The sequence below is a fragment of the Corynebacterium sp. HMSC055A01 genome (genome assembly GCF_001809405.1).
GTDB classification, from domain to species: Bacteria; Actinomycetota; Actinomycetes; order Mycobacteriales; family Mycobacteriaceae; genus Corynebacterium; species Corynebacterium hesseae.
The window spans coordinates 47,519-73,388 of sequence record NZ_KV797598.1 but is presented as its reverse complement, the minus strand read 5'-3'; the positions used below and the strand labels follow the sequence as shown (position 1 = coordinate 73,388).

Below are 25,870 nucleotides of genomic sequence, written 5' to 3'. Positions count from 1 at the left end.
GCGTCGAATTACGCGGCTAGATTCGTCAGCTAGGGCAGTTGAAGTTTGCTGGAACGCTTTGGTTCAGGCTCTAGTGGAAGAAGTGGCGGGTTCCGGTGAGGTACATGGTCACGCCAGCCTTCTTAGCGGCCCCGATGACTTCTTCATCGCGAATGGAACCGCCCGGCTGAACCACGGCCTTGACACCGGCATCGAGGAGAACCTCGAGACCATCCGCAAACGGGAAGAAGGCGTCCGATGCAGCGAAGGAACCTTCGGTGCGGTTGGTGCCGTCGGCCAGCGTGTTGGCGCGCTCAACCGCGAGCTTGGCGGAGTCGACGCGATTGACCTGGCCCATGCCCACGCCCACGGTGGCATTGTCCTTAGCCAACAGGATGGCGTTGGACTTCACCGCACGCACGGCGCGCCAAGCAAACTCGAGCTGCGCTAGATCGGATTCGTTCAGGGCCTCGCCCGCAGCCAGCGTCCAGTTGGCCGGGTTATCGCCCTCCGCCTGGTAGGTATCCGGCTCTTGGGTGAGCACGCCACCGGAAATGTACTTGCGCTCCACCTGCGGAGCCTCGTACTCAGCTTGCAGCACACGGAGGTTCTTCTTGGCCTTAAGAACCTCGATGGCGCCCTCCTCGTAGGACGGGGCCACGATGACCTCGGTGAAGATCTCCTTGACCTGCTCCGCCATCTCCACGGTGACCTCGCGGTTCACAGCGATGACGCCGCCGAATGCGGACATCGGGTCGCAGGCATGGGCCGCGCGGTGAGCAGCCGCGATGGACTCGTCAGACACCGCGATGCCGCACGGGTTCGCATGCTTGATGATTGCCACGCACGGGCGCTCATGATCCCAGGCGGCGCGCCACGCGGCGTCGGCATCCTGGTAGTTGTTGTAGCTCATTTCCTTGCCGTTGAACTGCTTCGCATTGGCCAAACCAGTGGTGCCGATGCGGGTCACGGTCGCGGACTGGTGCGAGTTCTCGCCGTAGCGCAGCGGGGTGGTCTCCTCGCCCTCGCTGAGCTGATCGACGAACCACGCAGACACCGCGGCGTCGTAATCAGCGGTGTGCAGGAAGGCATCGCGGGCTAGGCCGCGGCGCTGGTCCAGCGTGAAGCCACCGTTGGCCACGGCGTCTGCGACCTCGCCATAGCGCGCAGGGTCTACAACCACAGCAACGGAGGGGTGGTTCTTGGCGGCCGCGCGCACCATGGACGGGCCGCCGATATCGATCTGCTCCACGCAGCCATCAAAGTCGGCTCCGGAGGCCACCGTCTCACGGAAGGGGTACAGGTTCACCACGACGAGCTGGAAGGGCTCTACCTCAAGCTCCTGGAGCTGGTTGAGGTGATCCTCTTTGCGTGTATCCGCCAGGATTCCCGCATGCACGCGCGGGTGCAGCGTTTTCACACGGCCTTCAAGGCACTCCGGGAAGCCGGTGAGCTTCTCGACGGGCGTGACGTCAATGCCCAAGTCTGCGATCTTTTTCGCGGTGGAACCGGTGGAAACAATCTCCACGCCAGCGTTATCGAGGGACCGGGCGAGGTCTTCCAGACCGGTCTTGTCATAAACGCTAATCAGCGCGCGCTTGATGTTCTTACGATCTTCGCTCATGGTACGGGGACTTAAGCCTTCCTTGCGGTAATGAATTAATTAGAGCTGAATGCTGAGTGCTTCGCCCTCCACGCGCGCCGCGCGGAGAACGCTAACGATAAGTTCTCTTTCGACCACTTTGATGCGCTCGTGCAAGCTGGCCTCATCATCCTCTGCCAGAATCCGGACGGGTTCCTGGGCAATGATGGAGCCGGTATCGACGCCGGCATCAACGAAATGGACGGTCGAGCCTGTGACCTTGGCACCATAAGCCAGCGCATCGCGTACGCCATGCGCGCCTTTGAAAGCAGGCAAGAGCGCTGGATGGGTATTAATGGTGCGACCTTCGAAGCGATCCAGGAAATCTTTGCCCAAGATCTTCATAAAGCCTGCAGAAACAACAACGTCTGGCTGCGCAGCATCCACTGCGGCAACCAGACGTTGGTTCCATTCGGCGCGGTCAGCGCCCATCTCTACGACTTCGGTGGCAATTCCCGCCGCCCTCGCGCGCTCAATGCCCTGGCAAGGCACGTCCGCGATGACTTTCACGACGCTGTAATGCTCATCCTGGCCATCGACGATGGCCTGCAATAGCGAGCCAGTTCCGGAAACCAGAACAACAACGTTGAGGTGGGCAATAGCAGCGGGCTGATGCGGTGTAGTCACGCGCTACAGCCTAGCCGCTACCGCCGTGAACCGCGGAATTTTTACTCTTTTGTGGGGCCTTCAGCTTCTTGGTGTTCCTCTGCGTCTGTGTCGAGCTTCCCCGTGGCTTCAGCGGTCTCATCGGTTTCAGCCTCGGTTTCGGCACTTTCTACGTCCACGACTTCTGCGTCAATTACGTCGGTTTCGGTCTGGCTTTCGGCCTGTTCCTCAACTGGTGCCTCAGCTTGCTCCTTAGTCTGGCCCTCTTGCTCGTCCTCTATTTCGTCCTCAGCGTCGGCCTCGGCTTCGCTTTCTTCGTCGGGGTTGGATTCCTCCGCGTCAGTCTCTGCTTCTTCCGCTTCGGCAGCGGTGGCGTCGCCAAGCACTGCAGAATCCTGCTCCGGCTGAGCAGTGTCGGTGGAGTCTGTCGTTGCCTCCTCGGCGGCCGCGGGGGCTTCTGCCTCAGCAGCCGGGACGGTAGCGCGGCGAGCGCGCCATGCGGACACCGCCTGAGACGTCGCAAATGCACACCCCACGACGAGGCACCACAGGGAGCTCAAGCCCACCGCAGTCCAGAGTTCGGGCCCGGTGTAGCCGTACACGCCTAGCGCGCCGGACACGGCGTAGTACGCCACGAGAGAGGACACAGCAACAGTGATGGTTGCAACAAGCGCTACGTGGAAAGACACCAGCGCTCGGCGACGATAAAACGCCGCCACCGCAGCGAGTACTGGAACAACCAAGAAAACCGCGAACCACGAGCTGATTGAAGGAGGAACAGCTGCGGCCAACGGCAGCGGCGGGAGTGGAACTACGTGGCCGCTGAACAGACTCACGCTGGTGCCTTCCCCAATGTGCAGCTCCGAACCGCTCAGCACCGCCCCCGCAGCAACAGCGGCATTCGGGAGATACAGAATACTTAGCAGGAAAAGCCCCACGGTCCCCATCGCTGTGAGAACCGGATAGCTAGCGAGCATCTCAGCCTGGCGCGACCAGCCACACCCCCACATAATCACAACGAGAACCAGCCCTGCGGCGCCAAGGTAGCCAAGGTAGCTCAGGCCGATTTGAGCGGCGTCGACAAATACGCGGGGAACCCCGCTGCGCTTAGCCAAGGCCTTCCACAAGCGCGGGCCCATGCCTCCGATGAGAGCAGCAGCATGCAGAAGGAGCATGCGGGGCACAACGCGATACAACTCCGGAGGAGAGACGTCATAAACCTTTCCGGCATCCCAGAGCATCAGCCACGCGATAATGGTCAGAACCACCGGCACCGCCAGCACACAACAGCTCAGGACAAGCAAGTCATTAATACTCACCTTGTCCTTAACCGCCGCTCGAACGCGGCGGCCTACTAACCAGGCCAAGAACGCGGCCGGAAGAACAGGTAGGACACCGATATCAATCCCGCCAGCCCGGATTGGAGCCAGATTAAACACCATCCACGCCTCCCCCACGATGGTGTTCAGCCACGCAAAGGGAGAGCTGGTAAGAAGGAGCGCGGCGATAGCGACCACGAAGATGCCCAGAACCACGACGAGGTGCGGGACACCGACGACGATAAGCATGCGGCGAATACGCCCGCGCAGCGTCGTCGGGGCCTGCGCGCGACGAGCGCGAGCCTTATCCGATTCAATTCCCTTGATGCGCTCTGCAGGAGCCCGGCGATCTCGCCGGTAGCCTCGCTCAGAGTGCTCGGCGCTATCACCGCGACCACGCACATGCGCGCGGGGGCGAGCTGACGTCCTGGACTGGGGACTCGTGTTCTTATTCATCGGCGTCCACTTTGCCACGCGCGCCTCCCCCACCGGGGGTGGCACGTCGATATCCGATCCGATTGATCCGATACACCCCCGAATCAACAACTCTGCGGGACTCCTTTACTTGCGTCCTCTGCGCTGACTGCCCGGTTCCCTGACCATAGCTTCACTTCATTCACAGGAAACAGCTGTCGTATCATGACATAGAAATCTTTCGGCATATTCAGAAGAAAAACTGCAATCCGGGTTGCTCTGTGCCCGTCGAGACGCTACTGTTACATCTCGTTGGTAACAGGAAGGTCACAATCGGATAACCAACCAGATTTAGACGTAACGATTATTTTGGTTGGACGATAGTGAATTAAGACGGAAGAAGAGTTCATGCGAAGCAAGACTCAGCGAAGCGCAGGTCGCCACCGCAAAATCACCACCTCGCAGACCGCGAAGGGGCGTCTGGCGGTTATGACCATCGCGGCTGGTGCCGTGTCTACCGCAGGCGTTGGCGGTGCGGCAGCAGGCACCATTCAATCCGCCGGCACCGGCGAGACCAAGGCGCAGTCCATCGATTACACCTTGCAGGCAGACACCGATCCGCTCAAGGACGCACAGGCCGCCGTTGAGGACGCAGCACCGCAGATCCTCTCCATCGCGGAAACCAAGCCGGTCGCTGACCTGTCCACGCAGCTGGATAAGGCCATTCAGGCCGCTGATGCCCGCGCCGCCGCCGATGAGGCAAACCGCGCGCCTTCCGTAGCCCGCCCGGCAGAAGGTACCTTCACCTCGGGCTTCGGCCCCCGCTGGGGCTCCTTCCACTCCGGCATCGACATCGCTAATGCCGTGGGCACCCCGATCCTTTCCGTTATGGATGGAACCGTCATCGATTCCGGCCCGGCTTCCGGCTACGGCCAGTGGATCCGCATCAAGCACGATGACGGCTCCATGAGCGTTTACGGCCACATGCAGACCCTTGACGTCGCTGTTGGCGAGCGCGTCCACGCTGGCCAGAAGATCGCCGGCATGGGTTCTCTCGGCTTCTCTACTGGCTCCCACCTGCACTTCGAAATTCACCCCACCGGTGAAGGTGCCGTGGACCCGGTTCCGTGGCTCGCAGAGCGCGGCATCGACGTCGCTTAAAACTCACGCGACCAAACCTTCCAACACCACGTAGGCGGCATAGAGCGAATCTGCTCTATGCCGTCTTTTGCGTATTTCACCCCACTCACCGATGGTCAGGCGCGTAGGGTCGCGCGCCACCTCGCGGGACACCGGGCGGGGGTAAACACCACTCTCCGTTCCGGACCCTCTTGCCAAGCCGATAGTTACCCGGTAACTTACCGGGTATGCACCTAACTAATCCTCCCCTTGTCCTCCGCGCAGGAGGTGACCATGTCCGTCAAACACTCCGTTCTCGCGCTGCTCAGTGATCAACCTTCCACAGCCAGCCACATCAAGACCCGCTTTGCGGAGACCTTCGACAACCTCTGGCCGCTCAACATGGGCCAAGTAGCCCAAACCTTAAGCCGCCTAGAGCGCGATGGGCTCATAACCACCGACGGCGAGCTCACCGGCCCCACTGGGCGCCGCGCCACCAGCTACGCCATCACCCCTGACGGGCGCGCAGAGCTCTCGCAATGGTGGAAGTCCACCTTGCACAGTGACGCCATCGAGCGCGATGAGCTCGTGCTCAAAGTGTCCCTTGCCGCTCGGCGCTCCGACGTCGACGTTATCGCCGTCCTTGACGCCCAGCGTTTCGCCACCGTTCGCCAGCTCCGCGAACTCAACCGCCGAGCCTCGGAATTGCCCGCGGAGCGCAGCGCCCAGCGCTTGGCCGTGGAGCGCCAAATCTTCGACTTGGAATCTCTCTCACGTTGGCTCGACCGCGTGGAATCTCTGACCAACCCGACCACCCCCACCGCCGCCGAGGAGGAACCGCGATGACCCCCGACTCCGTGCCCACCACCCAGCACATTCCTTTCCCGCTCGAACTCGAAAACATCACCTGTATCTTCGGCAGCGGCGCTCGCCAGGTCACCGCGCTGGATTCCGTCAACCTGCAGCTACAACCGGGCGAGTTGGTAGCCGTCATGGGCCCCTCCGGCTCCGGCAAATCCACCCTGCTCAACGTCGCAGGACTGTTGCAACCGCCGACATCGGGACGCGTGCTTCTCGACGGCGCCGATGCCTCCCAGCTCTCCAAAGCCAAGGCCGCAATTGCCCGACGCCGCCACTTGGGCCTCGTGTTTCAGCACTTCAACCTGGTTTCTTCCCTGACCGTTGGTGAAAACGTTTCCCTTCCCCTTGAACTCGATGGCCTATCGCCTGCGCAGTGCCGTGAGGCAGCAGAGGAAGCGCTGAGCGAGGTCGGCCTCGACGGCACCATTGACCGCTTCCCCGAGGAAATCTCCGGTGGTCAGGCCCAGCGCGTGGCGATTGCCCGCGCGCTCATTGGACCGCGCAAAGTTCTGCTCGCGGATGAGCCCACCGGTGCCTTGGATACCTCGACGGGCGAGGAGATCATGAAGGTTCTACGCGCGCGTATCGACGCCGGTGCTTCCGGCATTCTGGTCACCCACGAGCCGCGTTTCGCGGGCTGGGCCGACCGCGTCGTTATGGTTCGCGACGGGCGCCTCACCGGCGAGGAGGTGCGCTAATATGTCCGGCATTAATGCCGCTACCCGCCCGACGAGGCGTGATCTCAAGCTTCATCCATGGCGCACTCTGGCCGCCGTGATGCTCATTGCCTTGCCGGTGGCCCTAGTCATCGGAATTGCGCTCTTTGATAATTCCTCCGGACGGCTCTCCGCAGCCTTGAGCTCGCCCGATCGGTCCCTTCAGGTGAGCAACGAGCGTCAGGACATTGCCAACGAAGACGTTCCCCGCCTGGCCGCCCAGGTGCTGCCAAAAGGCCTCAGCGTCAGCCCGGTCACCACTTTTTCTAGCACGTCACTTATCCATAATGGGAAGTCAACCAACTCCTGGGTAGATCAGTTCGACACAGAGAATCCGCCGGAACCGGCACAGGAGGCCGTCGATAAGTTCAACCTTGGCCCCAACCAGGCAGTTCTGTCGCGTTCGACCGCACGCAAGATCGACGCCTCCGTCGGAGACGTCATCACCGTGCGCACCAACGCCCTCAGCGGCGATCGCCAAGCCACAGTCGCGGCCATTGCTCCCGAAAACTATGACTTTGTCACCTCCCCCACCCTCAATGACGCTCACGGCGACCCGTCCTTTCAGATACGCACATCCTGGGTCATCGTGGGTGACACGCCGCTGACCAAAGAGGACGCCGACCGCGCCCATGAAGCTGGGCTGGAAATCTGGGCACCGGAGCTGCGAGATACGGACCGACCCGATTCTGAGTCGGATTCCTTTGGTGGAATCCTGAGCAGCATTCTTTTCGTGCTTTTCTTCTTCGGCCTCTACGCCATCGCCGGATTGCTCATCCTTTTCCTTCTCGCGCCCGTCTTCACGCTGGCTACCGGACGCAATACGCGCCTGTACGCGCTGATGTCGAGCCAGGGCGCGCTGCCGCGCCACATCATGTTCGCAGTGATGGCCTATGGCCTGCTGATGGGACTAATCGGCGCCACCATCGGTGTGATCGTTGGCCTCACGGTCTCGTGGGTGTGGTGGACAGCCCGCTATCCGGACTTTGCTGCACGCCTGCCCTTCCTAGCGATTGCTCTCGCGTGGCTCGTGGCGGTGGCAGGCTGTGTCATTGTCTCCATCGTTCCCGCATGGTTGGCACAACGTGGTGCCCTCTCCGCTGCAATCCAGGGAGCCGCTCCCGACCGCCTGCTGCGCTTTAGGAAGTGGATGGCCATCGGCCCTGCATTCCTGCTTCTCCTCGTGTTATTCAGCTTCACCCCCTGGGGAGAGTACATCCCCACGGTGCTGGCTCTCTTCGGAGTCATCGCGGTTGCCGCGTCTGCCCCGGCCTTGGTCTTCCTGTGCTCCCTGTTGTCTCGCCGAGGCCCGCTCGCGTTGCGCCTTGCCGGGCGTGGCCTGACCCGGCGCAGCATGCATGCCTTGCCGACATCCATTGCTCTCGTATCGGTCTCCTTCACAGCCTCCCTGTTTGGTGTGGGCGTCATGACCGATAGCGCAAAGAGCGTAGCCGAAGAAGCGCTTGTGATGCCGGAGACCACAGCGCTGATTGAGGAGACAACGTTTGACCAACCAACGCAGGTGTCCACGCCGGAAGAACGCGCAGCGGTAGAGGCCATCCAGCAGGCTACCGGTGCTCGCACACACTCCTTCTATGCTTTCCCCTCGTGGACCACGTCTTTTAGCCTTCCTGACGATGGTGAATTCTATGAGCTCAGCACCGAATTTGACTACCAGTGCGAACAGGTCGATCTCAGCAAACCAGTTGAGAGGGCAGTCTTCGTGGACAACCAAGGGCGGCGCACCGATGAGTCCGAAGAGGCCCGTCAAGAGTGCGCGCACGAATTGATGACGACCTTCCCTTATAGCCCGTTGATCTATCAAAGCAGGATGATCCAAGCTGATTCCTCGCAGCTCGAGCTGTGGCAGTTCGACTCGGAAGAGGATCGACGTGCGGCGGCACAAACATTGGAGGCCGGCGGCATCGTGCTCCCCCACAGCAGCCACGTCGGGGACAAGACACACGGCACGGTAACCGTAAAGACGTATAACCGCGTCGACAGTCAAGAGCCAAGCGGAGCCCACAACGCCGATCTGCCAGTTGTTGAGGCCTTGCCTACCGTGGATCGTGACGTGGTCCTGATTAGCCAGCAGGCCGCTCAAAAGCTGAACATGAAGCCCTTCTACGTAGGCCAGGCCCTGGCGTTGGATGAGGCGCCGAGCGAAGCAGAGCGAGAGGAGCTGCGAGACCTAACAGCGAGCGCTTCGCAGTCGCGATACTCACTGGAGTTCGGTGTCTCCTCCCCCGAGAGCTTCCGCTACTACCTCGGCCTAGGAATGGGAATCATCTGCCTCATCGTGCTCGCGCTCATCATCGCCAATGCGGCTAACACCATGCGCCATGAAAGCACCGTGCTGCAGTCGATTGGCGCGCACCCCTCGCTGATGTCCAAGGTAGCCGCGTGGCAAACCTGGATAGTGGCCACCGCAAGCATGCTCTTCGGAGTGATCGCGGGACACCTTGGCACGTTCCTCTTCACTGATAGGTCCGCCTTCACCTTCTCTGAACCCCCACATGGCCTGCGCCCGCAGGACTACTTCACCCCGGATTGGTGGCAGTTCCTCGCCGTGCTTGTTGTGCCGCTCATAGCCGCCGCTATAGCGGCCGCGGTCAATCGCAGCGATAAGACAGCCCCGCTCACCGCACGGGATCGCAGCGAGTCGCGTTCGTTGACCTAGCCTTCGTGGCCCACCGTTCCCCGACCGAGCCTTCGGCCGGGGAACAACTCTTTTCACACCCCCAACCCCTACCCCCATTCTTTAAACCTTCACTTTACCCCTGTAACAATTTTCACTTCTTTCACACACGTAACACGCTGGGCTGTTCGATAGTTTTTCGAACAATTCCTGTATTTACCTGCATTTTTGCGCATTGCGCAGGGTGATAGCACGGGATAGTTTGTATCTCGTTGCCACGGAAGCTCAGCACACGGCCGAAACCGCACCGGCGTGTCGCAGGCTTCAAGGCGCATCGCGACTGTTATGGCCGCGCCCTATCGCTCACAGGCTTCCTGCCGCCTTCGTCGGCGGAAGCGAGCCACAGCAGGACTTAAGGACGTGAAGTTATGAAGCGCACGCTCAGCGCACTCGCCGCCGTGGCGGTCACCACCGCTACCGTGACGACCCCAGCGTTCGCCGCCGAACCGGCAGCAAGCGTGGATGTCTCCGACGGGTCCTCCCAGGGCCCTACCGCCGGCGACATCGAAGTCAAGGAAGACTCCAAGGCCGACCTCTTCAAAGCATTCTCCGGGCTAATCGTGTCCACGGCCGGAGCCCTCAACGGGGCCTCCACCCCGGAGATCAACTCCACGCAGGACGGCTTCGATATCGTCCTCGATCCCTCCAGCATTCCTGGTCTCGCCGAGGCCTTCGCCCCGCAGGGCGATCACTCCGGCCTCACTCCTACGCGCGGCCAGGATGCCAACGGTAATACCGTGGTCTTTCCGACCTCCGGAACCTTTACCTCTGGCTTTGGCCCGCGTTGGGGTTCCTTCCACAACGGCATCGACGTGGCGAACCCAATCGGCACGCCTATCTACGCCGTCATGGATGGAGAGGTCATCTCCTCCGGCGCAGCCCAGGGCTTCGGAAACTGGATCCGCATCCAGCACGACGACGGCACCATCACCGTCTACGGTCACATGCCCAGTGATCAGCTCTTGGTTAACGTCGGTGACCATGTCTCGGCCGGCGACCAGATCTCCGTCATCGGCAACGAGGGCCACTCCACCGGCCCACACCTGCACTTCGAGGTGCACCCGGGCGGCGGCGCGGCTGTTGATCCGGTGGATTGGTTCAGCGAGCGCGGCATCCTCATCTAAAGCTTTAAAGCTTTTCCATCGGCACACCGCCGATGAGCATGAGGCGGACCTTGCCCGCTGAGCCGAAGTCCACGGTGACCGTTGCCCGCGCGCCGGTGCCGGAGGCTTCGATGACCGTGCCCAGCCCGTATTTCGCGTGGTTGACACGGTCCCCCACAACTAAATTGAGATGGTTATTCTTCGGCATCGATGTCGCCGGAGCCGGCTTGCGCGAGCGCTGCGAAGGGGAAGACGCAGCGCCCCGCGAGCCATAGCCGCCCCCACGAGAACGGAAGAACCCGCTATCTGAGCCGAAGGTTCGTCCGTATTGGTAGGAATCATCTCCACCCCACGCGCTGGACAGCGAGCTGTCTGGTTCTTCACGGCGCCAGTCGATGAGGTCTTCTGGGACCTCGGCGAGGAAGCGACTGGCCGGATTCGTTACCGGGTTGCCCCAGGACGAACGGAGAATCGCGCGCGTGAGGTAGAGCTGCTCCCTAGCTCGCGTAATGCCCACGTAAGCAAGGCGGCGCTCCTCACTAAGCTCCTTCGGGTCCCCCAGGGAGCGCATGTGTGGGAATTGGCCATCCTCCCAGCCGGTGAGGAAAACGACGGGGAACTCAAGGCCCTTTGCGGTATGCAGTGTCATCAACGTGACCACTCCGGACTCATGATCCGGAATCTGGTCCGCATCCGCCACGAGCGAGACCTTTTCAAGGAAGGCTTGAAGCGAGCCCGGCGCGGCTTCGCCTTCCGATAGCTCCGGGGCCTCCTCTGCGTCTGCACCCAAGAAGGCCATCTCATTGGCCGCCTCAGAGCTGAACTCGCGCGCCACCGATACCAACTCGTTGAGGTTGTCGAGGCGTGCCCCATCCTGCGGGTCATTGGAGTTTTCAAGCTCCGCGCGGTAACCGGTGGCGTCCAGAAGCGCGTTGAGCAACTCCCCCAAATCCGGCTGGCTAGTCACCTCATTGACCATGCCCGGAATCTGCGCGCGCACGCCCTCCATCATCTCGTTGAATTTGGTGACGGCATTGACCGCCCGCGTGCCAAGGCCTACGACCTTTCCTTCCGCCGCATCACGGAGAGCCGCCCCAAAACTAACGCCAAGGTTCTCCGCATGAAGCGCGATCTGCGCCTGCGCCTTGTCACCAATGGCGCGCTTAGGCACGTTGATGATGCGGCGCAGGCTCACGGTGTCATCCGGATTATCCATGATGCGCAGATAAGCCACCACGTCCCGGATCTCGCGACGCTCGTAGAAGCGCGTGCCACCGACCACCTTGTACGGGATGCCCGAGCGCACGAAAATATCCTCCAACGCGCGGGAGGCGTTATTGGTGCGGTACATCACCGCAATATCGGAATACGCCGTGCCTTTATCCGCCAGGGAATCAATTTCCGAGGCGATATACCGCGCCTCGTCGTGCTCGTTATCCGCCACATACCCGACGATCTTGTCGCCTTCGCCGTGGGCGGTCCACAGATTCTTCTCGCGGCGGCCCTCATTCTTCGCAATCACCGCATTCGCCGCGTTCAGGATGGTCTGGGTCGAACGGTAGTTTTGTTCAAGCAGAATCGTGTGCGCTTGCGGGTAGTCCCGCTCGAACTCCTGGATATTCCTGATGGTGGCTCCGCGGAAGGCATAGATCGACTGATCAGAATCACCCACCACACAAAGTTCCGGGGCATCCGGCGGCAGCTCGCCCCTGCCCACCAAGGCCGAAACGAGCGCGTACTGCGCGTGGTTGGTGTCCTGGTATTCGTCGATAAGCACATGCTTAAAGCGGCGGCGATAAAACTCCACCACCTGTGGGTGCTGGTTAAAGATGCGCACCACTTCCCCGATGAGGTCGTCGAAATCCACCGCGTTCGCGGCGCGCAGGCGGCGCTGATACTCCTCGTACACGCTCGCCACAGTGAGCTCAAAAGGATTCTTCGTCCGCTCTGCCTCCGCCCGGGCCCGCTCCGGGGAAATGAGCTCATTCTTGCGGTTCGAGATCTGGTTAGCCAAAACACGCGCAGAGTACTTCTTCAGGTCCAGCTGCATGTCTTTGGCAATCATGGTGAGCAGCCGGCGCGCATCATCGCCGTCATAAATGGTGAAGTTCGTGTTCAACCCCGGCACCAGCTGAGCATTGTTGCGCAGGATGCGCACGCAGATGGAGTGGAAGGTTGACACCCACATCCGCTCCGCCACGGGGCCGACAAGCTGGCCGACGCGCTCCTTCATCTCCGCGGCTGCCTTGTTGGTAAAGGTAATGGCGAGGATCTGCCACGGCGCTACCCCACGCTCGCGCATGAGATAGGCAATGCGACGGGTCAACACCGCGGTCTTTCCCGAGCCCGCGCCGGCCACAATGAGCAACGGCGAGCCCGAATGTGTCACGGCCTCCTCCTGTTGCGGGTTTAAACCTTCCAGCAGAAGATCATTTCCCTGGCTGGAAGGGGCATCCGCGTTGTGCCCGGACGCGGGAAACAGGCCACCGGCGGAGGTGTCGGCGGAAGGATCAGACGAAGAACGAGGCCTAAACGGAGAAGTGTTGTTCATAATGCTCTCCAACCTACTAGCACCACCGGACATTGCCGTCCACGCCGCTTCTTATCGACGAATACCGACGTCACGGCACGCGATTCCCGTTTGTCTTAACGTGGTGGCACAATCTTCACTCATGAGCGCTTCACATCCTGACACCGCAGATTCGGGCTTAACCCCCGAGCACCAAGACCCCAACGTCGTGGACAACGGCCTCGACATCCGCATGCCCTCGGGCACGGATGACCCGCTCAGCGATGCTGAAATCCAACGCTACCGCGAGGAGATCAACCGCCTCGACCGCGTTATCCTCGACGCTATTAAGCGCCGCACCGATATTTCCCGCACGATTGGTAAGACGCGCATGAGCTCGGGTGGTACCCGTTTGGTACACACCCGCGAAATTGCCATCCTCAATGAGTTCCGCGACGAGCTTGGCGAGGAAGGCCCCGCGATTGCCTCTGCCCTGCTGCGGTTGGGGCGCGGCAAGCTCGGCTAATCTAGCACCAACTCGGACTAATCCCCAACGCACGCGCACCTGAACTAGCGGTGTTTTAAGCTCTCAGCATGCATGTGTCCTCTCGCCCCGCTGTAGTTCTCACCGCAGCTGTCACTGCCTTAGTTTTGACCGCCTGCGGCAGCTTTTCTTCACCTGAGACCTCAAATTCCGCTACTCCACTCGACCATCCCTCCGTCAGCGACTCCGAACGCAGACAAGGTTCCGGAGCATCCGGAACAACGCAAGGCTTCGAGGAGGTCCTCGACGGCGATGCGCTCTGGGTTAACTCCACTGAAATCCCCCATGCAGAGCTGCTTGAGCCCCGCAATAACTTGTACAACGCACTAAAAGCCGACTACTACATGGACGTGGGAGTATTGACGCCAGGTGCGGCCATCTATAACCGCACGAATGATGGCCGGTGCTCTACCGGTCATTTCGCCGGCGATGGGCAGCGCCTCTTTATCCTTACCGCCGGACACTGCGGGGACAAGGGCGACAGCTTCTACTATGAAGATCGCTCCGGCAGCGAGGTAGAGATAGGCCAGATGGTAATGAAGGCCAGCAACACCAACACAGATAGCATCAACTCGGCCGACATTGCGCTGATCGAAGTGTCCAACCCCGACGCCGAAGTATCTACCTCACCGGCGCTCAATGCGCCTTTAGCCGGATGGATGAGCTTGGAAGAAATCACGCGAAAGAAGCCCACGTTGTGCTTTGCCGGTTCCACAGCAGGCATTGCCTGCGACCCTTTCATCGACCGATTCGGTGATCAAGGGCTTTTCACCTTCGGCAGTTACAGCGATACCGGTGATAGCGGTGGTCCTGTCTACGCCTCCATCGACGGCAAACTATATGCAGTAGGGGTCGTGTCCTTTGGCGACTATCACGATTACTCCGGCTCCGAGACGGGCGCCATGGAGATCGCAAACACAATGAAGCAATTCGGCCTCAAGCTTTACACCTAGCTCAACCCAGCGCAGCCTTCTGTCTCGGCACCGAAGAGATTTCTGGACTACGGTGGACACAGTAAGTTTCATGTCTGCTACCTGCCAGAAAGGCTTTTGCAATGGACATCACCGCTCAGCCGCAGTGGGCCGCGCTCACCTCGCTTTTTGAGAGCAAGAAGGACCTCAACCTGCGTGAGCTTTTTGCCAACTCCGCTTCCCGCGCCGCAGACTTTTCTTTCGATGCTGCGGGCCTGCACGTGGACCTGTCGAAGAACCTCATCGATGAGGAAGTCGTCACCGCTTTGGTGGATCTTGCCCGCGCCGCGGACGTCGAGAGCCGCCGCGACGCCATGTTCACCGGCGAGCACCTCAACAACACCGAGGACCGTGCTGTGCTGCACACCGCGCTGCGCCTGCCTGTGGAGAAGGACTTGAGCGTCGACGGCCAAGACGTCGCCGCCGACGTCCACGAGGTTCTGGGCCGCATGCGTGACTTCGCCACTGCGCTGCGCTCCGGTGCGTGGCTGGGGCATACGGGCCACACCATCAAGAAAGTCGTCAACATCGGCATCGGCGGTTCCGACTTGGGCCCCGCGATGGCTGCCAAGGCGCTGCGTTCCTACGAGGTAGCGGGTATCAGCGCGGAGTTCGTTTCTAACGTCGACCCGGCGGACCTCGCCGCGACTCTCGACGGCCTCGACGCCGGCTCCACCCTCTTCATCGTGGCCTCCAAGACCTTCACCACCCAGGAAACCCTGGCCAACGCTCACGCCGCACGCCGCTGGCTGATTGAGCAGTTTGATGGTGATGAGTCGGCCGTCGCCAAGCACTTCGTTGCCGTTTCCACCAACGCGGAGAAGGTCGCGGAGTTCGGCATCGACCCCCAGAACATGTTTGGCTTCTGGAACTGGGTGGGCGGCCGCTACTCCGTTGATTCCGCTATCGGTCTGTCGCTCATGTGCACCATCGGCCCGCTGGACTTCATGCGTTTCCTCGAGGGCTTCCACGCCATGGACGAGCACTTCCGCACTGCGCCTCTGGAGCAGAACGTGCCGGTGCTCATGGGCCTGCTCGGCGTTTGGTACTCCAACTTCTTTGGCGCGCAGACCCACGCGGTGCTGCCTTACTCCGAGGACCTCGGACGCTTCCCGGCCTACCTGCAGCAGCTGACTATGGAGTCCAACGGCAAGTCCGTGCGCCGCGACGGCACCGCTGTCACCACCGGCACCGGTGAGATTTACTGGGGCGAGCCGGGCACCAATGGCCAGCACGCCTTCTTCCAGCTCATGCACCAAGGCACCCGCCTCATCCCGGCGGATTTCATCGGCTTTGCTCGCCCGAAGGAGGACTTCCCCACCGCGGACGGCACCGGTTCGATGCATGACCTGCTCATGGGTAACTTCTTCGCGCAGACCAAGGTGCTGGCTTTTGGTAAGACGGCGGAAGAGATTGCCGCCGAGGGCGTGGACCCGGTTGTGGTCCCGCACAAGGTAATGCCGGGCAACCGCCCGTCCACCACGATCCTGGCGGAGGAGCTCACCCCGCAGGCCCTCGGCGCGCTCATCGCACTCTACGAACACATCGTCTTCACCCAGGGCATCATTTGGGACATCAACTCCTTCGACCAGTGGGGCGTGGAGCTGGGCAAGCAGCAGGCCAATGACCTGGCACCGGCAGTCTCCGGCAAGGAGGAGGCCGCATCCGGCGACGGCTCGACCGATGCTCTGATCGGTTGGTACCGCAACCACCGCTAAGCACTGCTTGGCGACGTCCCCCCCGGCCGAACGGTCGGGGGTTCACCCGTTTTCAACGGGCAATCGACGTGCGGGATCGCCAAGGCCGCGGATGCCCTGTGGGCGTCCGCGTGACGATTTACTTGTCGGGCGGACCCTGTGGGCTCGCCCGCGTGGCGGTTTACCCGCCGGGCGGTCCGAGTCCGCGTTGCGCGGCTTGATATGCCACTTGAGCGGTGATTGGTTCTCCCCAGGGCGGGATGTAGTCCACACCGCCGCGAATCCTAAACACGTAGCCAGCACCTGTTGGTTTCTCTGGGTCGTCATCATTAACGCCGTTGTGATAGGCACACAACATTGTCAGATTCGGTGGATCGGTGGTACCTCCTGCTTTCCACGGCACTAGGTGATGCACCTGGGCATAATCAGCAGGTTTATTACATCCCTTCCTGGCACAGGTGGGATGCTCGGCGCTGGCCATCATGCGCTGCTCAAACCCGGCTAAACGCTTCATCCGGTGCAGCCACACCGGCCCGATCGTGGGGTGGATGAGGGTTACGTAGCCGATCTCGGCGAACTTGTAGTTCAGAAACTCCGCGCCGGTCATCCGGCCGCCATTAGTTAGCTCAAGCACGATGTCATCACCATCGCCGCTAACAATTTTGTCGAGCTTGTCCAAGGTGACGACCACGCTGGTGAGAACAGCAGGTTTGGTTCCGCCGTGGGATTTATTGAAGAAGACGTGGTTGGCTGCTTCCAGCAGATTGCTCTGGTTGATGGATTCCAGCACGCCGCGCATCTCGGTGACAGTCAGAGGGTCATCAGTAATGGTCAGCGAGTGCGGCCCATCAGCACGGTAGGTCATGCGCACCCCAGGCGTGGGAATACGTTTGGGCTTGAGCTCCTTTAAGCGCTTTGCCGCCACGGCGGGAATGCTGTGGGCGGGCGTGCCGGCGAGCTTTACACGCAGGTTCCACACATGAAGCTGATTCTGCAGCTTCTTCGTGTAGGCCTCGATGAGGCTCAGCGTGGCCAGGTCATGGCCTTGTTCTAAAGCTCGGCTGCGGGCCGTGCGTTGCTTACCCGTGAACTTGGTGGCGCCGAAGTAGATGTAGTTTAAGCGCGCCAGTTCGACGGCGTCAGCTGATGAAGCGCCGAGTGCGCGTAATCGCTTCTCGCCTCCTACCGCTTGCTTCACCAGTGTGATCCCCGAGTTGCGGTAGGAGAAGTAGGTTTCTAAATCCCCCATGACTCAGAACCCTAAGGCACCCCAGGCAACCCCGCAACCGGAGAGATACTCGTTAGAGCTTAATCATCGATTCCCAGCCAAAGGGGATGTGGTCAGAGTCCACGATCTTGCGGCCGAACGGGAAGCAGGTCACCGGGATCATCTTCAGGTTGGCCAGAGCCACCGGGATGCCCACAATGGTCACGGCCTGCGCCGCTGCAGTGGTGACGTGGCCAATAGCCAACCACAGGCCAGCGACAAGGAACCAGACAACGTTAGAGAACCGAGACATGCCACCGGTACCTTTGACCGGTTGAATGACGGAGCGCCCGAAAGGCCACAGCGCGAAATTCGCCATACGCATCGAGGCCACACCGGCAGGAATCGTCACGACGGGGATGCAGGCCAGGATGCCTAGGAGAAAGTAGCCCAGTGCGAGGACAAGGCCACCAGTTGCCAACCAGATGATGTTCAAAATGATCTTCATGCATCCCAGCCTAGCGACGCGGCTGGCAATGCGGACACCACCAGATGACGCGCTCCAACTCTCCTTCGTCACCGCCGGCGTCCACGCCACCCAGCGTGGACTTTTCAATCAGCGTGCCGCAGCGTCGGCAGCGCTGACGGTTGCGTCCGAAGACATAGGTGGTCTCCCCTGCCCTTTTCACGCCGGTGGTCACACGTACCGGCGAGTCTCGGTTGGCCCAGATGAGGCGACGGGAGATGGTGAGGATATGAGGGGCGTCGACAAGCGCTACAGGTGTTGCTGGATGAACGCCGGCCAGGAAGCAGATCTCGGCGCGGTATTCGTTGCCCAAGCCGGCCACGTTGCGCTGATCCAGGAGCGCCGCGCCGATGCTGCGCTCGGGGCGCGACTCGATGCGGCGAACGGCCTCCTCGAAGCCGCCGTCTAACCACTCAGGCGCGAGGATGTCTGGGCCCAGGTGCGCCATGCGCTGCTCAAACTCGCGGGCTGGAAAGACCTCGACCAGCCCTAGCCAATGCCCCACCAACTCAATATCGCGCGGGGTATTCTCCATCTGCAGCACCACGCGCGCGCTGTGCCCGGGCTTGCGCCAGCGGTCCCCGGCATAGTGGATGGCCCACGTGCCCTCCATCTTAAGGTGGGTATGCAGGATGAGCTCGCCGCCGAAATCCATGAAGAGGTGCTTGCCATAAGGCCAGACTTCCTCGCACACCAGCCCGTCGAAGCGCACGGTGGCATAGCGCGGCACGCGCAGGGAGGAATGGGTCACACGCCGGCCTTCCATGAACTGCAGCCGGTTCGACAGCTGCAGAACTGAATCACCCTCAGGCACAGCAGAACCTCCTCACCAAACGGGTGCCTACTCTACCGGCGCATCCTTTCCCGCACCGAATGCCAACGCACCCGGCTCCCACGGGGTGACCACGTGCTGGCGGGACAGGTCTTCGATCTTCTTCACGCCGAGCAGCTGGAGGGTGTTCTTGAACTCTTCCGCCAACAGCTCAATGACGCGGTCCACGCCTTCCTTGCCGCCGGCCATCAGCCCGTAGAGGTAGGCGCGGCCGATAAGGACGAAGTCCGCCCCCAGAGCCAGCGCAATGGCGATGTCGACGCCGGACATGATGCCGGAGTCGTAGATTATCTCCACGTCTGGGCCCACCTCTGCGCGCACGGCCTCAAGAGCCTGGAGGGTGTTGACCACGCGGTCGAGCTGGCGCCCGCCGTGGGAGGAGACCACGATGCCGTCGGCGCCAAGGTCGATGACCTTGCGTGCGTCTTCGGGGTTGACGATTCCCTTGACGAAGAGCGTGCCCTTCCACTGCTTGCGAATCCACGCGAGGTCCTCGAAGTTGAGGCCTGGGTCAAACATGGTGTTGACCAGCTCGCCCAGGGTGCCGGTGGTCGAGGTCAACGACGCGAAGGTGACGGGGTCCGTGGTGAGGAAGTTGAACCACCACTCCGGGCGCCACGCGGCGTCGAAGACGGTGCCGGCAGTCAGGCGCGGCGGGATGCGCATGCCGTTGCGGGTATCGCGCAGACGCTGGCCGGCCACGGGCGTATCCACGGTGACCACCAGGGTGTCATAGCCGTTGGCGGCAGCACGCTCGATGAGTTCTTGGCAGGCGGAGTGATCCTTCCACAGGTAGAGCTGGAACCAGCGGCGCCCGCTAGTGCCTTGCGAGGCCGCGACCTCCTCCACCGAGCGCGTGCCCATCGTGGAGAGCGTAAACGGGATGCCTGCGTCGCGGGCGGCTTGGGAACCGGCGTCCTCGCCTTCGGCATGCATGAAGCGGGTAAAGCCGGTCGGCGCGATGCCGAAAGGCAGGGCCGCGAGCTCGCCGGCGATCTCAGTGCTCAAGGAGATGTCGTTCGCGCCGTTGAGCACGTTGGGCATGAGGCGAACGTCGCGGAAGAAATCGCGGGATTCGCGGTAGCTGACCTCATCGCGGGCGGCGCCATCGACGTAGTCAAAGGCCGCCTTCGGGGTGCGGCGCTTGGCAATCTTGCGCAGATCCCACACATCAGCGGCCTCTGCCAGGCGTGCTGCCCGGCGGTCGAGGTTGGGTGCTTCGAACCGCATGAGGTTCTTGAGCTCGGACACGTTGGGCAGTTGGCGCTTCAGCCGCATGGAAACTAGACTCCTTTTCTATTGGGCTATCAGCTTTTGAGGTTAGACCTCTGGAATGCCCGTGGGCGAAATGCAGGTGAATATCATTCAGCGGCGCCGCCGGCGCGGGCGGAAACCACCTGGGCTGCCCGGTGCAGTCGATGGACCACCAGACTCAGTGGAATCCTCCGGATCATCGAAGGTGAGCTCCTCCATCGCCTCGACAGCACGGCGCCCACCGCGATGTGCGGGACGGTAAGGCTCGGTGGAGCGCGCGGCTTCTCCAGATTGGCCGTGCTGTCCTGCACGGCCGGAAGAGGCGGTGTGGGCAGAGCCAGTAATCCGCACGCCCTTCGGGGTCAGTGCCGCCCCCAGTGCACGCAGCTCGCCGCCAAGCTTCGACTCGAAGATAGGCCGCCCATTCGCCTTCTCAATAACCACCTTGCTCAAGTGCCCGGCGGCAACCAGCTCGTTGAGCCCCTCAAGGACCCGTGCCAAAACTTCAGTGCGCTCGATGCCCTCGGGCAAAGCGTTGAAGAACGTGGTCAGTGTCTTCCCGCCGCGGGTCAGGTGAGCCACCGGCAAGCCATCCATGAGCACCACCAAAGCGCCCGCGGCGCGGGTCGGGCGGGCTGCGGATTCGCCGGCGTCGGTAGCGGGCCACGACAGCGCCGCACCATATGGGTTGGCCGGGTCGGTCGCGGCCAGAACATACGTCTGCGGCTCGCGGGTGCCGGAGGGCCAGCCCGTGACGTCGGGGGAATCATCCACCCCGCGTAGGCGGTCAATGACCGCGGGCGTGGAGAACTGCGCGGCCCCCAAGCCTTCAATGACATAGCCGCGCATGGCCTTGCCGGATTCCTCGAAGCCGGAGAGCACTTTATAAGCCAGGGCGAAGCCACCCAGGACGTCCTCGGCCACCACAGAGCCACGGGTAAGCACGCCATATCGGTCCAGCCAGGCCTCGCCATGCGCGATGGAACGCGACGTCGCATCCGTGGCCGCGGGCACGGACAGCGACCACCGCCCCACCACATCGGGCGCGGTCGGCGCACTGGAGACATTGTGCGATTGTGCAAAGGAGGTGCGCCCCATGCGCAGACGCGAGCGCGAAGGTCTGCGCCGCGCGCGGTGTGCCGTACGCCCCGCGTTCCCCGTCACCAAGTGCGCGCGGATAGGAGCGAAGGAATCGGGGCTGACCAGACCTGCCTCCACCAGACCCCAGAGGGCCTCGCGGACCTCCTCGGGCGTACCGCTCAACTGCGGTTGAATATCGGAGATAAGGTAGCTGCCGCCGCCCTGCAAGGCCTCCAGCAGCTGGGTCTGCAGCATGGACAAGCCCACCTCCTCCGCAGAAACCTGCGGGGCGAGCTGTGCGGCATAGTCCGCCGGTAGCAGCATGATCCAGGGGTCGTTCGAGCCAGCCTTGCCCGCGCCCACGATAAGGACCTCGCCGCCGGTGGTCAGCTCATCGAGCATCGTCGGCGAATAGTCCCCTACGCGCGCAGGCAAAATGAGGCTCTCCCAGGCCGAGGCCGGCATGCGCACGCCGGCCAGCTGCTCGATGACCGCAAAGACGCCGTCCACCCCGCGCAGCACCGGGCGCCGGCCCACCGCCGCCACCTGCTGCCAGTCCGGGAGGAAGCGCCCGAAAGCCGCGGGCGAGACCGGCTGCGTGGCCGCCCGCGCGGCCGTCAGCGAGCGCGAGCGGATGACCTTGAGCACCTCCGCCGCGCAGTACTCCTGCTCCTCCACGCCCTGGCGGTAATGCCCCGCCAGGATGGAATCCAGCCCACTCAGCGTCGAGTGCGCCACCGCGGCCGACAGGCCAAAGGCCTCCTGCACATCGCGCGCCACAAACGGCCCGCGCGTGCGCGCCCAGCGGCTGACTAGTTGATCCAGGGCGTCGGTAATCGTGGCTTGCTGGGAGGGGATGCCGGGCGGGACGGGGATGCCCAGGCCGTCGCGAAGCAGCGGCGCATCAAGCGCTTGGGCCAGGTGCTCGCGGCCGTTGATGCGCACCCGCATAATGCGCGCGCCCAGCGCATCGAGTGCGCGCAGAGGCACCGTGGCGTGCGCACCAAACTCCTCGACCGGGATGGGGCCCAGCACGCGCAGCAGGTCCGCGACCTCCTCGGTGGTGCGCGCCTGGCGTTCTGGAGTGGTGCGCTGCAGCTGGGCATGGACCTCGGCGATGATGGAGCCGTCGAGAAGCTCGCGCAACTCCACCGTGCCCAGAAGCTTCGCCAACAACGCCGGGTCCAGTGCCAGGGCCGCCGCGCGCTTTTCCGCCAGCGGCGAGTCCCCCTCGTACATGAATGCGCCGGTGTAGTTGAACAGCAGCGAGGACGCAAAAGGCGAAGGCTGCTCCGTGGTGACCTCCGCGATGCGGATACGGCGGTGCGCCAGCTCCCGCATAACCTCCGTCAGCGCCGGCAGGTCATAGACATCCTGCACGCACTCGCGCACGGTCTCCAGGATGATGGGGAAAGAGGGGTAGTTGCGGGCGACGTCGAGAAGCTGCTCCGCGCGCTGGCGCTGCTGCCACAAAGGCGCGCGCTTGCCCGGGTTACGCCGCGGCAGAAGCAGCGCTCGCGCCGCGCACTCCCTAAACCTAGAGGCGAAGAGCGCGGAGTTTCCCGCCTGTTCGGTGACGATGTCCGCAATCTCATCGGCGTCAAAAAGAAAGAGCGCAGCATCCGGGTCCGCCTCCCCCTGCGGCAGGCGCAGCACGATGCCGTCATCGCCCGCCACGGCCTGGGCATCCATCCCGGTGCGCTCCGCCACGCGCTGCCCCACCGCCAGCGCCCACGCCGCATTCACCGGCCGGCCAAACGGGGTGTGCAGCAGCACGCGCCAATCCCCCAGCTCGTCCGTGAAGCGCTCCAGCAGCAGCGTCTTTTCATCCGGGATAAGCCCGGTGGCCTCGTTCTGCTCCCGCAGGTAGGCGGCGATATTGCGCCGCGCATTCTCATCCGCACCGCGCACCACCGACGGATCCGCGAGCGCCTCCCGCCGGAATGCACCCAACGCCTTGCCCAGCTCATAGGGCCGCCCAGCTTGGTCCCCGTTCCAGAAGGGCAAACGCCCCGTGTGCCCCGGCGCGGGTGTCACCAGCACCTGGTCGCGCGTGATCTCCTCCACACGCCAGCTCGTCGCACCGAGGGTGAAGATATCCCCCACCCGGGTTTCATAAACCATTTCCTCATCGAGCTCACCCACGCGGCGCGGCGCGGAACCAGCCTCACCAGTACCCACCAGGAAGACGCCGAACATGCCGCGGTCCGGGATGGTGCCGCCGTTGGTCACCGCCACGCGTTGCGCGCCGGGGCGCGGGGTGAGCACGCCCGTCACGCGGTCATAGACCACCCGGGGTTTGAGCTCCGCAAAATCCGTCGACGGGTACACACCACTGACCAAGTCCAACACGGAGTCGAAGACCTCGCGTGCTAGGTCCTTATAGGGCCAGGCACGGCGCACGGTGTCATACCAGCTGTCGGCCTCGAGGCCCTTGCCCGTGCTCGCGCTTGCCGACGCCACCACCGCCGCCACCGTCTGCTGTGCCAAGACATCCAACGGGTTGCGCGGTGCGTGCATCTCCTCAATGAGGCCCTCCTCCATGCGGGCGACGGTGAGTGCTGATTGCACGAGGTCCGCGCGGTGCTTGGGATAGAAAGAACCGTGAGAGACCGCACCCACGGAGTGCCCGGCGCGACCCACACGCTGCAGACCAGAAGCCACCGAGGGTGGGGATTCCACCTGCACCACCAGCTCCACCGCGCCCATGTCAATGCCCAGCTCCAGAGAGCTCGTGGCCACCACGGCCTTGAGCGTGCCTTCCTTGAGCATCGTCTCCGTCAACGCGCGCTCGTCCTTAGACACCGAACCGTGGTGCGCGCGGGCAATAACGGCAGGTGCCTTCCCGGCGACGTCCACCTGCTTCATCAGCTGGGCCGGGTCGCGCCGGGTCGCTGGGCTCAAGGATTCCGGATCGTGCTCCTGGGCATAAAGCTCGTTGAGCCGGCTAGTAAGCCGCTCGGCGGTGCGACGCGAGTTGACGAAGACAAGGGTGGAGCGCTGCTCCATAATTTCGGCGTACAGCTCTTCTTCGATGAAGGGCCAGATGGACTTCGCCGTGGGCAGGGCGGAGTCTCCTACCCCGCCGTGTGTGTCCGTTTCCCCACGCTGCGCCTGTACGCGCAGGGCGTCTTGGGGGCCTTGGGTGATACCCAGGGGGTCGTCGACAGTCGCCTCCCCGATGGGGGATCCCTGCTCCGGGGTGGGCAGGTCCGACATGTCCTCGACCGGCACGTGGACGTCGAGCTGCCAGCGCTTCTTCGCGGGCGGGGCGATGATGTCCACGGGACGGTCGCCGCCCAAGAAGTTCGCGACAGCACTCAGCGGGCGCACCGTGGCGGAGAGCCCAATGCGCTGGAACTCCCCGGCGATAAGCCCGAGGCGCTCCAAAGTCAGAGCTAGGTGCACGCCGCGCTTGGTGCCAGCCAGAGCATGGATCTCATCGATGATGACGGTATCCACGGTCTTCAGAATCCCCGCAGCTTTGGAAGTGAGCATGAGGTAGGCCGATTCCGGCGTGGTGATGAGGATGTCTGGCGGCTTGCGCACCTGGCGGGCGCGCTCTGCCTGCGGGGTATCCCCTGAGCGCACGCCGACGGTAATATCCGGCACCTCTAGGCCCAGCCGCTCGGCGGTGCGGGCAATGCCGTTGAGCGGGGCACGCAGATTATTCTCAACGTCCACGCCCAAAGCCTTGAGCGGTGAGATATACAGCACTCTCACGCCATCATGAGCTCCCTCGCGGGAGGGTTCATTGCTCAGCGGCAGCGCGGTCTGGCCTTCGCGCTCCACTAAAGAATTCAGCGCCCACAGAAATGCCGCGAGCGTCTTACCAGAGCCGGTCGGTGCCACAACCAGCGCATTCGCACCACCGGAAATCGCCTCCCATGCCTGCTCTTGGACGGGGGTGGGGGCGGCGAAAACGTCCTGGAACCACCCGGCCACCTGTGGGCGGAACTTCGCCAGAACGTTTTTAGACATGCCCTACTGTATCGCGCGCGCTAATCTGGTCACTATGACCGTTGAGATTTCTGATTCCCGTCTAACCAACTCCCTCGCCGATGGCTGCGGCGAAATACTCAAAGGCGTGCGCAACGGTGGCCTGCTGCGCGGCTTGGCGCTGGGTGATGCCGGCGATGAGGCCGCTCAGGAGTGGATCTCCCGCGTCCTTGAGCAGCACCGTCCCAAGGACGGCGTCCTGTCGGAAGAGGCTGCCGATGACTTAAGCCGTTTGAAGAAGGACCGCGTGTGGATCATTGACCCGCTCGACGGCACGAAGGAGTTCGCTACCGGCCGCCAGGACTGGGCCGTCCACATCGCTCTGGTCGAAAACGGCACCCCCATCCACGCGGCCGTCGGCATGCCGGACATGGGCGTGACCTTTAAGTCCTCCGACGTGCGCGCGGTAACCGGCCCGCTGTCAAAGAAGTTCGTGGTTTCCCGCAACCGTCCGCCGAAGGTGGCGGATTACGTCGCGGAGAAGATGAGCTTTGAGACCGTCGGCGTGGGCTCCGCAGGTGCGAAGGCGATCCACGTGCTCTTGGGCGACTATGACGGCTACATCCATGCCGGCGGCCAGTACGAGTGGGACCAAGCCGCCCCGGTGGGCGTGGCTTTGGCCGCGGGCCTGCACTGTTCACGCCTGGATGGCTCCCCCATCAAGTTCAATAACGAGGACACCTTCATCCCGGATCTTTTGATCTGCCGCCCGGAGCTGGCAGAGGAGATTCTGGAACACGCCGCCGCCTACGCGGAGGCCAACGGCGGGTACTAACCCCACGCGCGTGGCACGG

General features: G+C 62.6%; 18 protein-coding genes. 9 read left to right on the top strand and 9 right to left on the bottom strand.

Annotation, left to right across the window (positions count from 1 at the left end; translation table 11 throughout):
- Positions 1 to 70: 70 nt before the first annotated feature.
- Genes purH through HMPREF2604_RS12815 form a run of 3 tightly spaced genes read right to left on the bottom strand, consistent with a single transcriptional unit; the run spans position 71 to position 4,020 of the window.
- On the bottom strand, positions 71 to 1,603 hold the full coding sequence (gene purH, locus HMPREF2604_RS12825) for a bifunctional phosphoribosylaminoimidazolecarboxamide formyltransferase/IMP cyclohydrolase (RefSeq protein WP_070565713.1): 1,533 nt from the start codon (positions 1,601 to 1,603) through the stop codon (positions 71 to 73).
- 39 nt (positions 1,604 to 1,642) lie between these two features.
- Positions 1,643 to 2,248 (bottom strand): phosphoribosylglycinamide formyltransferase, encoded by a 606-nt coding sequence (gene purN / locus HMPREF2604_RS12820; RefSeq protein WP_070531639.1) that lies wholly within the window; start codon positions 2,246 to 2,248, stop codon positions 1,643 to 1,645.
- Between the two features lie 41 nt (positions 2,249 to 2,289).
- Complete coding sequence (locus HMPREF2604_RS12815) at positions 2,290 to 4,020, bottom strand: cell division protein PerM (protein WP_070565711.1); 1,731 nt, start codon at positions 4,018 to 4,020, stop codon at positions 2,290 to 2,292.
- A 348-nt stretch (positions 4,021 to 4,368) separates the two neighbouring features.
- Here HMPREF2604_RS12815 and HMPREF2604_RS12810 point away from each other — a divergent pair, with 348 nt between their 5' ends.
- From HMPREF2604_RS12810 to HMPREF2604_RS12790, 5 genes are all read left to right on the top strand, one after another.
- Positions 4,369 to 5,121, top strand: a complete 753-nt coding sequence (locus HMPREF2604_RS12810; protein ID WP_070520676.1) for a M23 family metallopeptidase — start codon at positions 4,369 to 4,371, stop codon at positions 5,119 to 5,121.
- Between the two features lie 252 nt (positions 5,122 to 5,373).
- Positions 5,374 to 5,925 carry a PadR family transcriptional regulator gene (locus HMPREF2604_RS14145; protein ID WP_158011580.1) on the top strand — a complete coding sequence of 184 codons (552 nt, stop codon included), beginning with the start codon at positions 5,374 to 5,376 and terminating at the stop codon, positions 5,923 to 5,925.
- Positions 5,922 to 6,638: an ABC transporter ATP-binding protein gene (locus HMPREF2604_RS12800; RefSeq protein WP_070520666.1), complete on the top strand. Its 717-nt coding sequence runs from the start codon at positions 5,922 to 5,924 to the stop codon at positions 6,636 to 6,638. Before HMPREF2604_RS14145 ends, HMPREF2604_RS12800 begins: the two co-directional genes overlap by 4 nt.
- A 1-nt stretch (position 6,639) precedes the next feature.
- The gene (locus HMPREF2604_RS12795; protein ID WP_070565709.1) at positions 6,640 to 9,336 is read left to right on the top strand and encodes an FtsX-like permease family protein; all 2,697 of its coding nucleotides are present in this window, start codon (positions 6,640 to 6,642) and stop codon (positions 9,334 to 9,336) included.
- A 386-nt stretch (positions 9,337 to 9,722) separates the two neighbouring features.
- Entirely contained in the window at positions 9,723 to 10,478 is a 756-nt protein-coding gene (locus HMPREF2604_RS12790) for a M23 family metallopeptidase (RefSeq protein WP_070565707.1), read from the top strand.
- A 4-nt stretch (positions 10,479 to 10,482) separates the two neighbouring features.
- Here HMPREF2604_RS12790 and pcrA read toward each other — a convergent pair whose 3' ends face one another.
- Positions 10,483 to 13,008: a DNA helicase PcrA gene (pcrA, locus tag HMPREF2604_RS12785; protein ID WP_070565706.1), complete on the bottom strand. Its 2,526-nt coding sequence runs from the start codon at positions 13,006 to 13,008 to the stop codon at positions 10,483 to 10,485.
- Positions 13,009 to 13,129: 121 nt separating this feature from the next.
- Here pcrA and HMPREF2604_RS12780 point away from each other — a divergent pair, with 121 nt between their 5' ends.
- From HMPREF2604_RS12780 to pgi, 3 genes are all read left to right on the top strand, one after another.
- A complete protein-coding gene (locus HMPREF2604_RS12780) occupies positions 13,130 to 13,492 on the top strand; it encodes a chorismate mutase (RefSeq protein ID WP_070520647.1) in 363 nt (120 codons plus the stop codon).
- Between the two features lie 68 nt (positions 13,493 to 13,560).
- Entirely contained in the window at positions 13,561 to 14,463 is a 903-nt protein-coding gene (locus tag HMPREF2604_RS12775) for a chymotrypsin family serine protease (protein WP_070565705.1), read from the top strand.
- Positions 14,464 to 14,564: 101 nt separating this feature from the next.
- Positions 14,565 to 16,199 (top strand): glucose-6-phosphate isomerase, encoded by a 1,635-nt coding sequence (gene pgi, locus HMPREF2604_RS12770; RefSeq protein WP_070565704.1) that lies wholly within the window; start codon positions 14,565 to 14,567, stop codon positions 16,197 to 16,199.
- A 160-nt stretch (positions 16,200 to 16,359) separates the two neighbouring features.
- On the opposite strand, the gene HMPREF2604_RS12765 is transcribed toward pgi, so the two are convergent.
- The 5 genes from HMPREF2604_RS12765 to HMPREF2604_RS12745 form a co-directional block, all read right to left on the bottom strand.
- A complete protein-coding gene (locus tag HMPREF2604_RS12765; RefSeq protein ID WP_070520636.1) occupies positions 16,360 to 17,427 on the bottom strand; it encodes an HNH endonuclease signature motif containing protein in 1,068 nt (355 codons plus the stop codon).
- A 52-nt stretch (positions 17,428 to 17,479) separates the two neighbouring features.
- Positions 17,480 to 17,893: a YccF domain-containing protein gene (locus HMPREF2604_RS12760; protein WP_049155174.1), complete on the bottom strand. Its 414-nt coding sequence runs from the start codon at positions 17,891 to 17,893 to the stop codon at positions 17,480 to 17,482.
- Between the two features lie 10 nt (positions 17,894 to 17,903).
- Positions 17,904 to 18,725: a DNA-formamidopyrimidine glycosylase family protein gene (locus tag HMPREF2604_RS12755; RefSeq protein WP_070565702.1), complete on the bottom strand. Its 822-nt coding sequence runs from the start codon at positions 18,723 to 18,725 to the stop codon at positions 17,904 to 17,906.
- 27 nt (positions 18,726 to 18,752) lie between these two features.
- Positions 18,753 to 20,021 carry an alpha-hydroxy acid oxidase gene (locus HMPREF2604_RS12750; RefSeq protein WP_070565701.1) on the bottom strand — a complete coding sequence of 423 codons (1,269 nt, stop codon included), beginning with the start codon at positions 20,019 to 20,021 and terminating at the stop codon, positions 18,753 to 18,755.
- A gap of 87 nt (positions 20,022 to 20,108) precedes the next feature.
- Entirely contained in the window at positions 20,109 to 25,058 is a 4,950-nt protein-coding gene (locus HMPREF2604_RS12745) for an Lhr family ATP-dependent helicase (RefSeq protein ID WP_070565699.1), read from the bottom strand.
- Between the two features lie 34 nt (positions 25,059 to 25,092).
- On the opposite strand from HMPREF2604_RS12745, the gene HMPREF2604_RS12740 reads away from it, so the two are divergent.
- On the top strand, positions 25,093 to 25,851 hold the full coding sequence (locus HMPREF2604_RS12740) for a 3'(2'),5'-bisphosphate nucleotidase CysQ (RefSeq protein ID WP_012714932.1): 759 nt from the start codon (positions 25,093 to 25,095) through the stop codon (positions 25,849 to 25,851).
- Positions 25,852 to 25,870 lie beyond the last annotated feature (19 nt).

What these genes read in the sequence shown, in the direction of transcription:
- purH (WP_070565713.1), bottom strand. Translation starts at nt 1,603, where the DNA reads ATGAGCGAAGATCGTAAGAACATCAAGCGCGCGCTGATTAGCGTTTAT.
- HMPREF2604_RS12810 (WP_070520676.1), top strand. Translation starts at nt 4,369, where the DNA reads ATGCGAAGCAAGACTCAGCGAAGCGCAGGTCGCCACCGCAAAATCACC.
- HMPREF2604_RS14145 (WP_158011580.1), top strand. Translation starts at nt 5,374, where the DNA reads ATGTCCGTCAAACACTCCGTTCTCGCGCTGCTCAGTGATCAACCTTCC.
- HMPREF2604_RS12800 (WP_070520666.1), top strand. Translation starts at nt 5,922, where the DNA reads ATGACCCCCGACTCCGTGCCCACCACCCAGCACATTCCTTTCCCGCTC.
- HMPREF2604_RS12795 (WP_070565709.1), top strand. Translation starts at nt 6,640, where the DNA reads ATGTCCGGCATTAATGCCGCTACCCGCCCGACGAGGCGTGATCTCAAG.
- HMPREF2604_RS12790 (WP_070565707.1), top strand. Translation starts at nt 9,723, where the DNA reads ATGAAGCGCACGCTCAGCGCACTCGCCGCCGTGGCGGTCACCACCGCT.
- pcrA (WP_070565706.1), bottom strand. Translation starts at nt 13,008, where the DNA reads ATGAACAACACTTCTCCGTTTAGGCCTCGTTCTTCGTCTGATCCTTCC.
- HMPREF2604_RS12780 (WP_070520647.1), top strand. Translation starts at nt 13,130, where the DNA reads ATGAGCGCTTCACATCCTGACACCGCAGATTCGGGCTTAACCCCCGAG.
- HMPREF2604_RS12775 (WP_070565705.1), top strand. Translation starts at nt 13,561, where the DNA reads ATGCATGTGTCCTCTCGCCCCGCTGTAGTTCTCACCGCAGCTGTCACT.
- pgi (WP_070565704.1), top strand. Translation starts at nt 14,565, where the DNA reads ATGGACATCACCGCTCAGCCGCAGTGGGCCGCGCTCACCTCGCTTTTT.
- HMPREF2604_RS12765 (WP_070520636.1), bottom strand. Translation starts at nt 17,427, where the DNA reads ATGGGGGATTTAGAAACCTACTTCTCCTACCGCAACTCGGGGATCACA.
- HMPREF2604_RS12760 (WP_049155174.1), bottom strand. Translation starts at nt 17,893, where the DNA reads ATGAAGATCATTTTGAACATCATCTGGTTGGCAACTGGTGGCCTTGTC.
- HMPREF2604_RS12750 (WP_070565701.1), bottom strand. Translation starts at nt 20,021, where the DNA reads ATGCGGCTGAAGCGCCAACTGCCCAACGTGTCCGAGCTCAAGAACCTC.
- HMPREF2604_RS12745 (WP_070565699.1), bottom strand. Translation starts at nt 25,058, where the DNA reads ATGTCTAAAAACGTTCTGGCGAAGTTCCGCCCACAGGTGGCCGGGTGG.
- HMPREF2604_RS12740 (WP_012714932.1), top strand. Translation starts at nt 25,093, where the DNA reads ATGACCGTTGAGATTTCTGATTCCCGTCTAACCAACTCCCTCGCCGAT.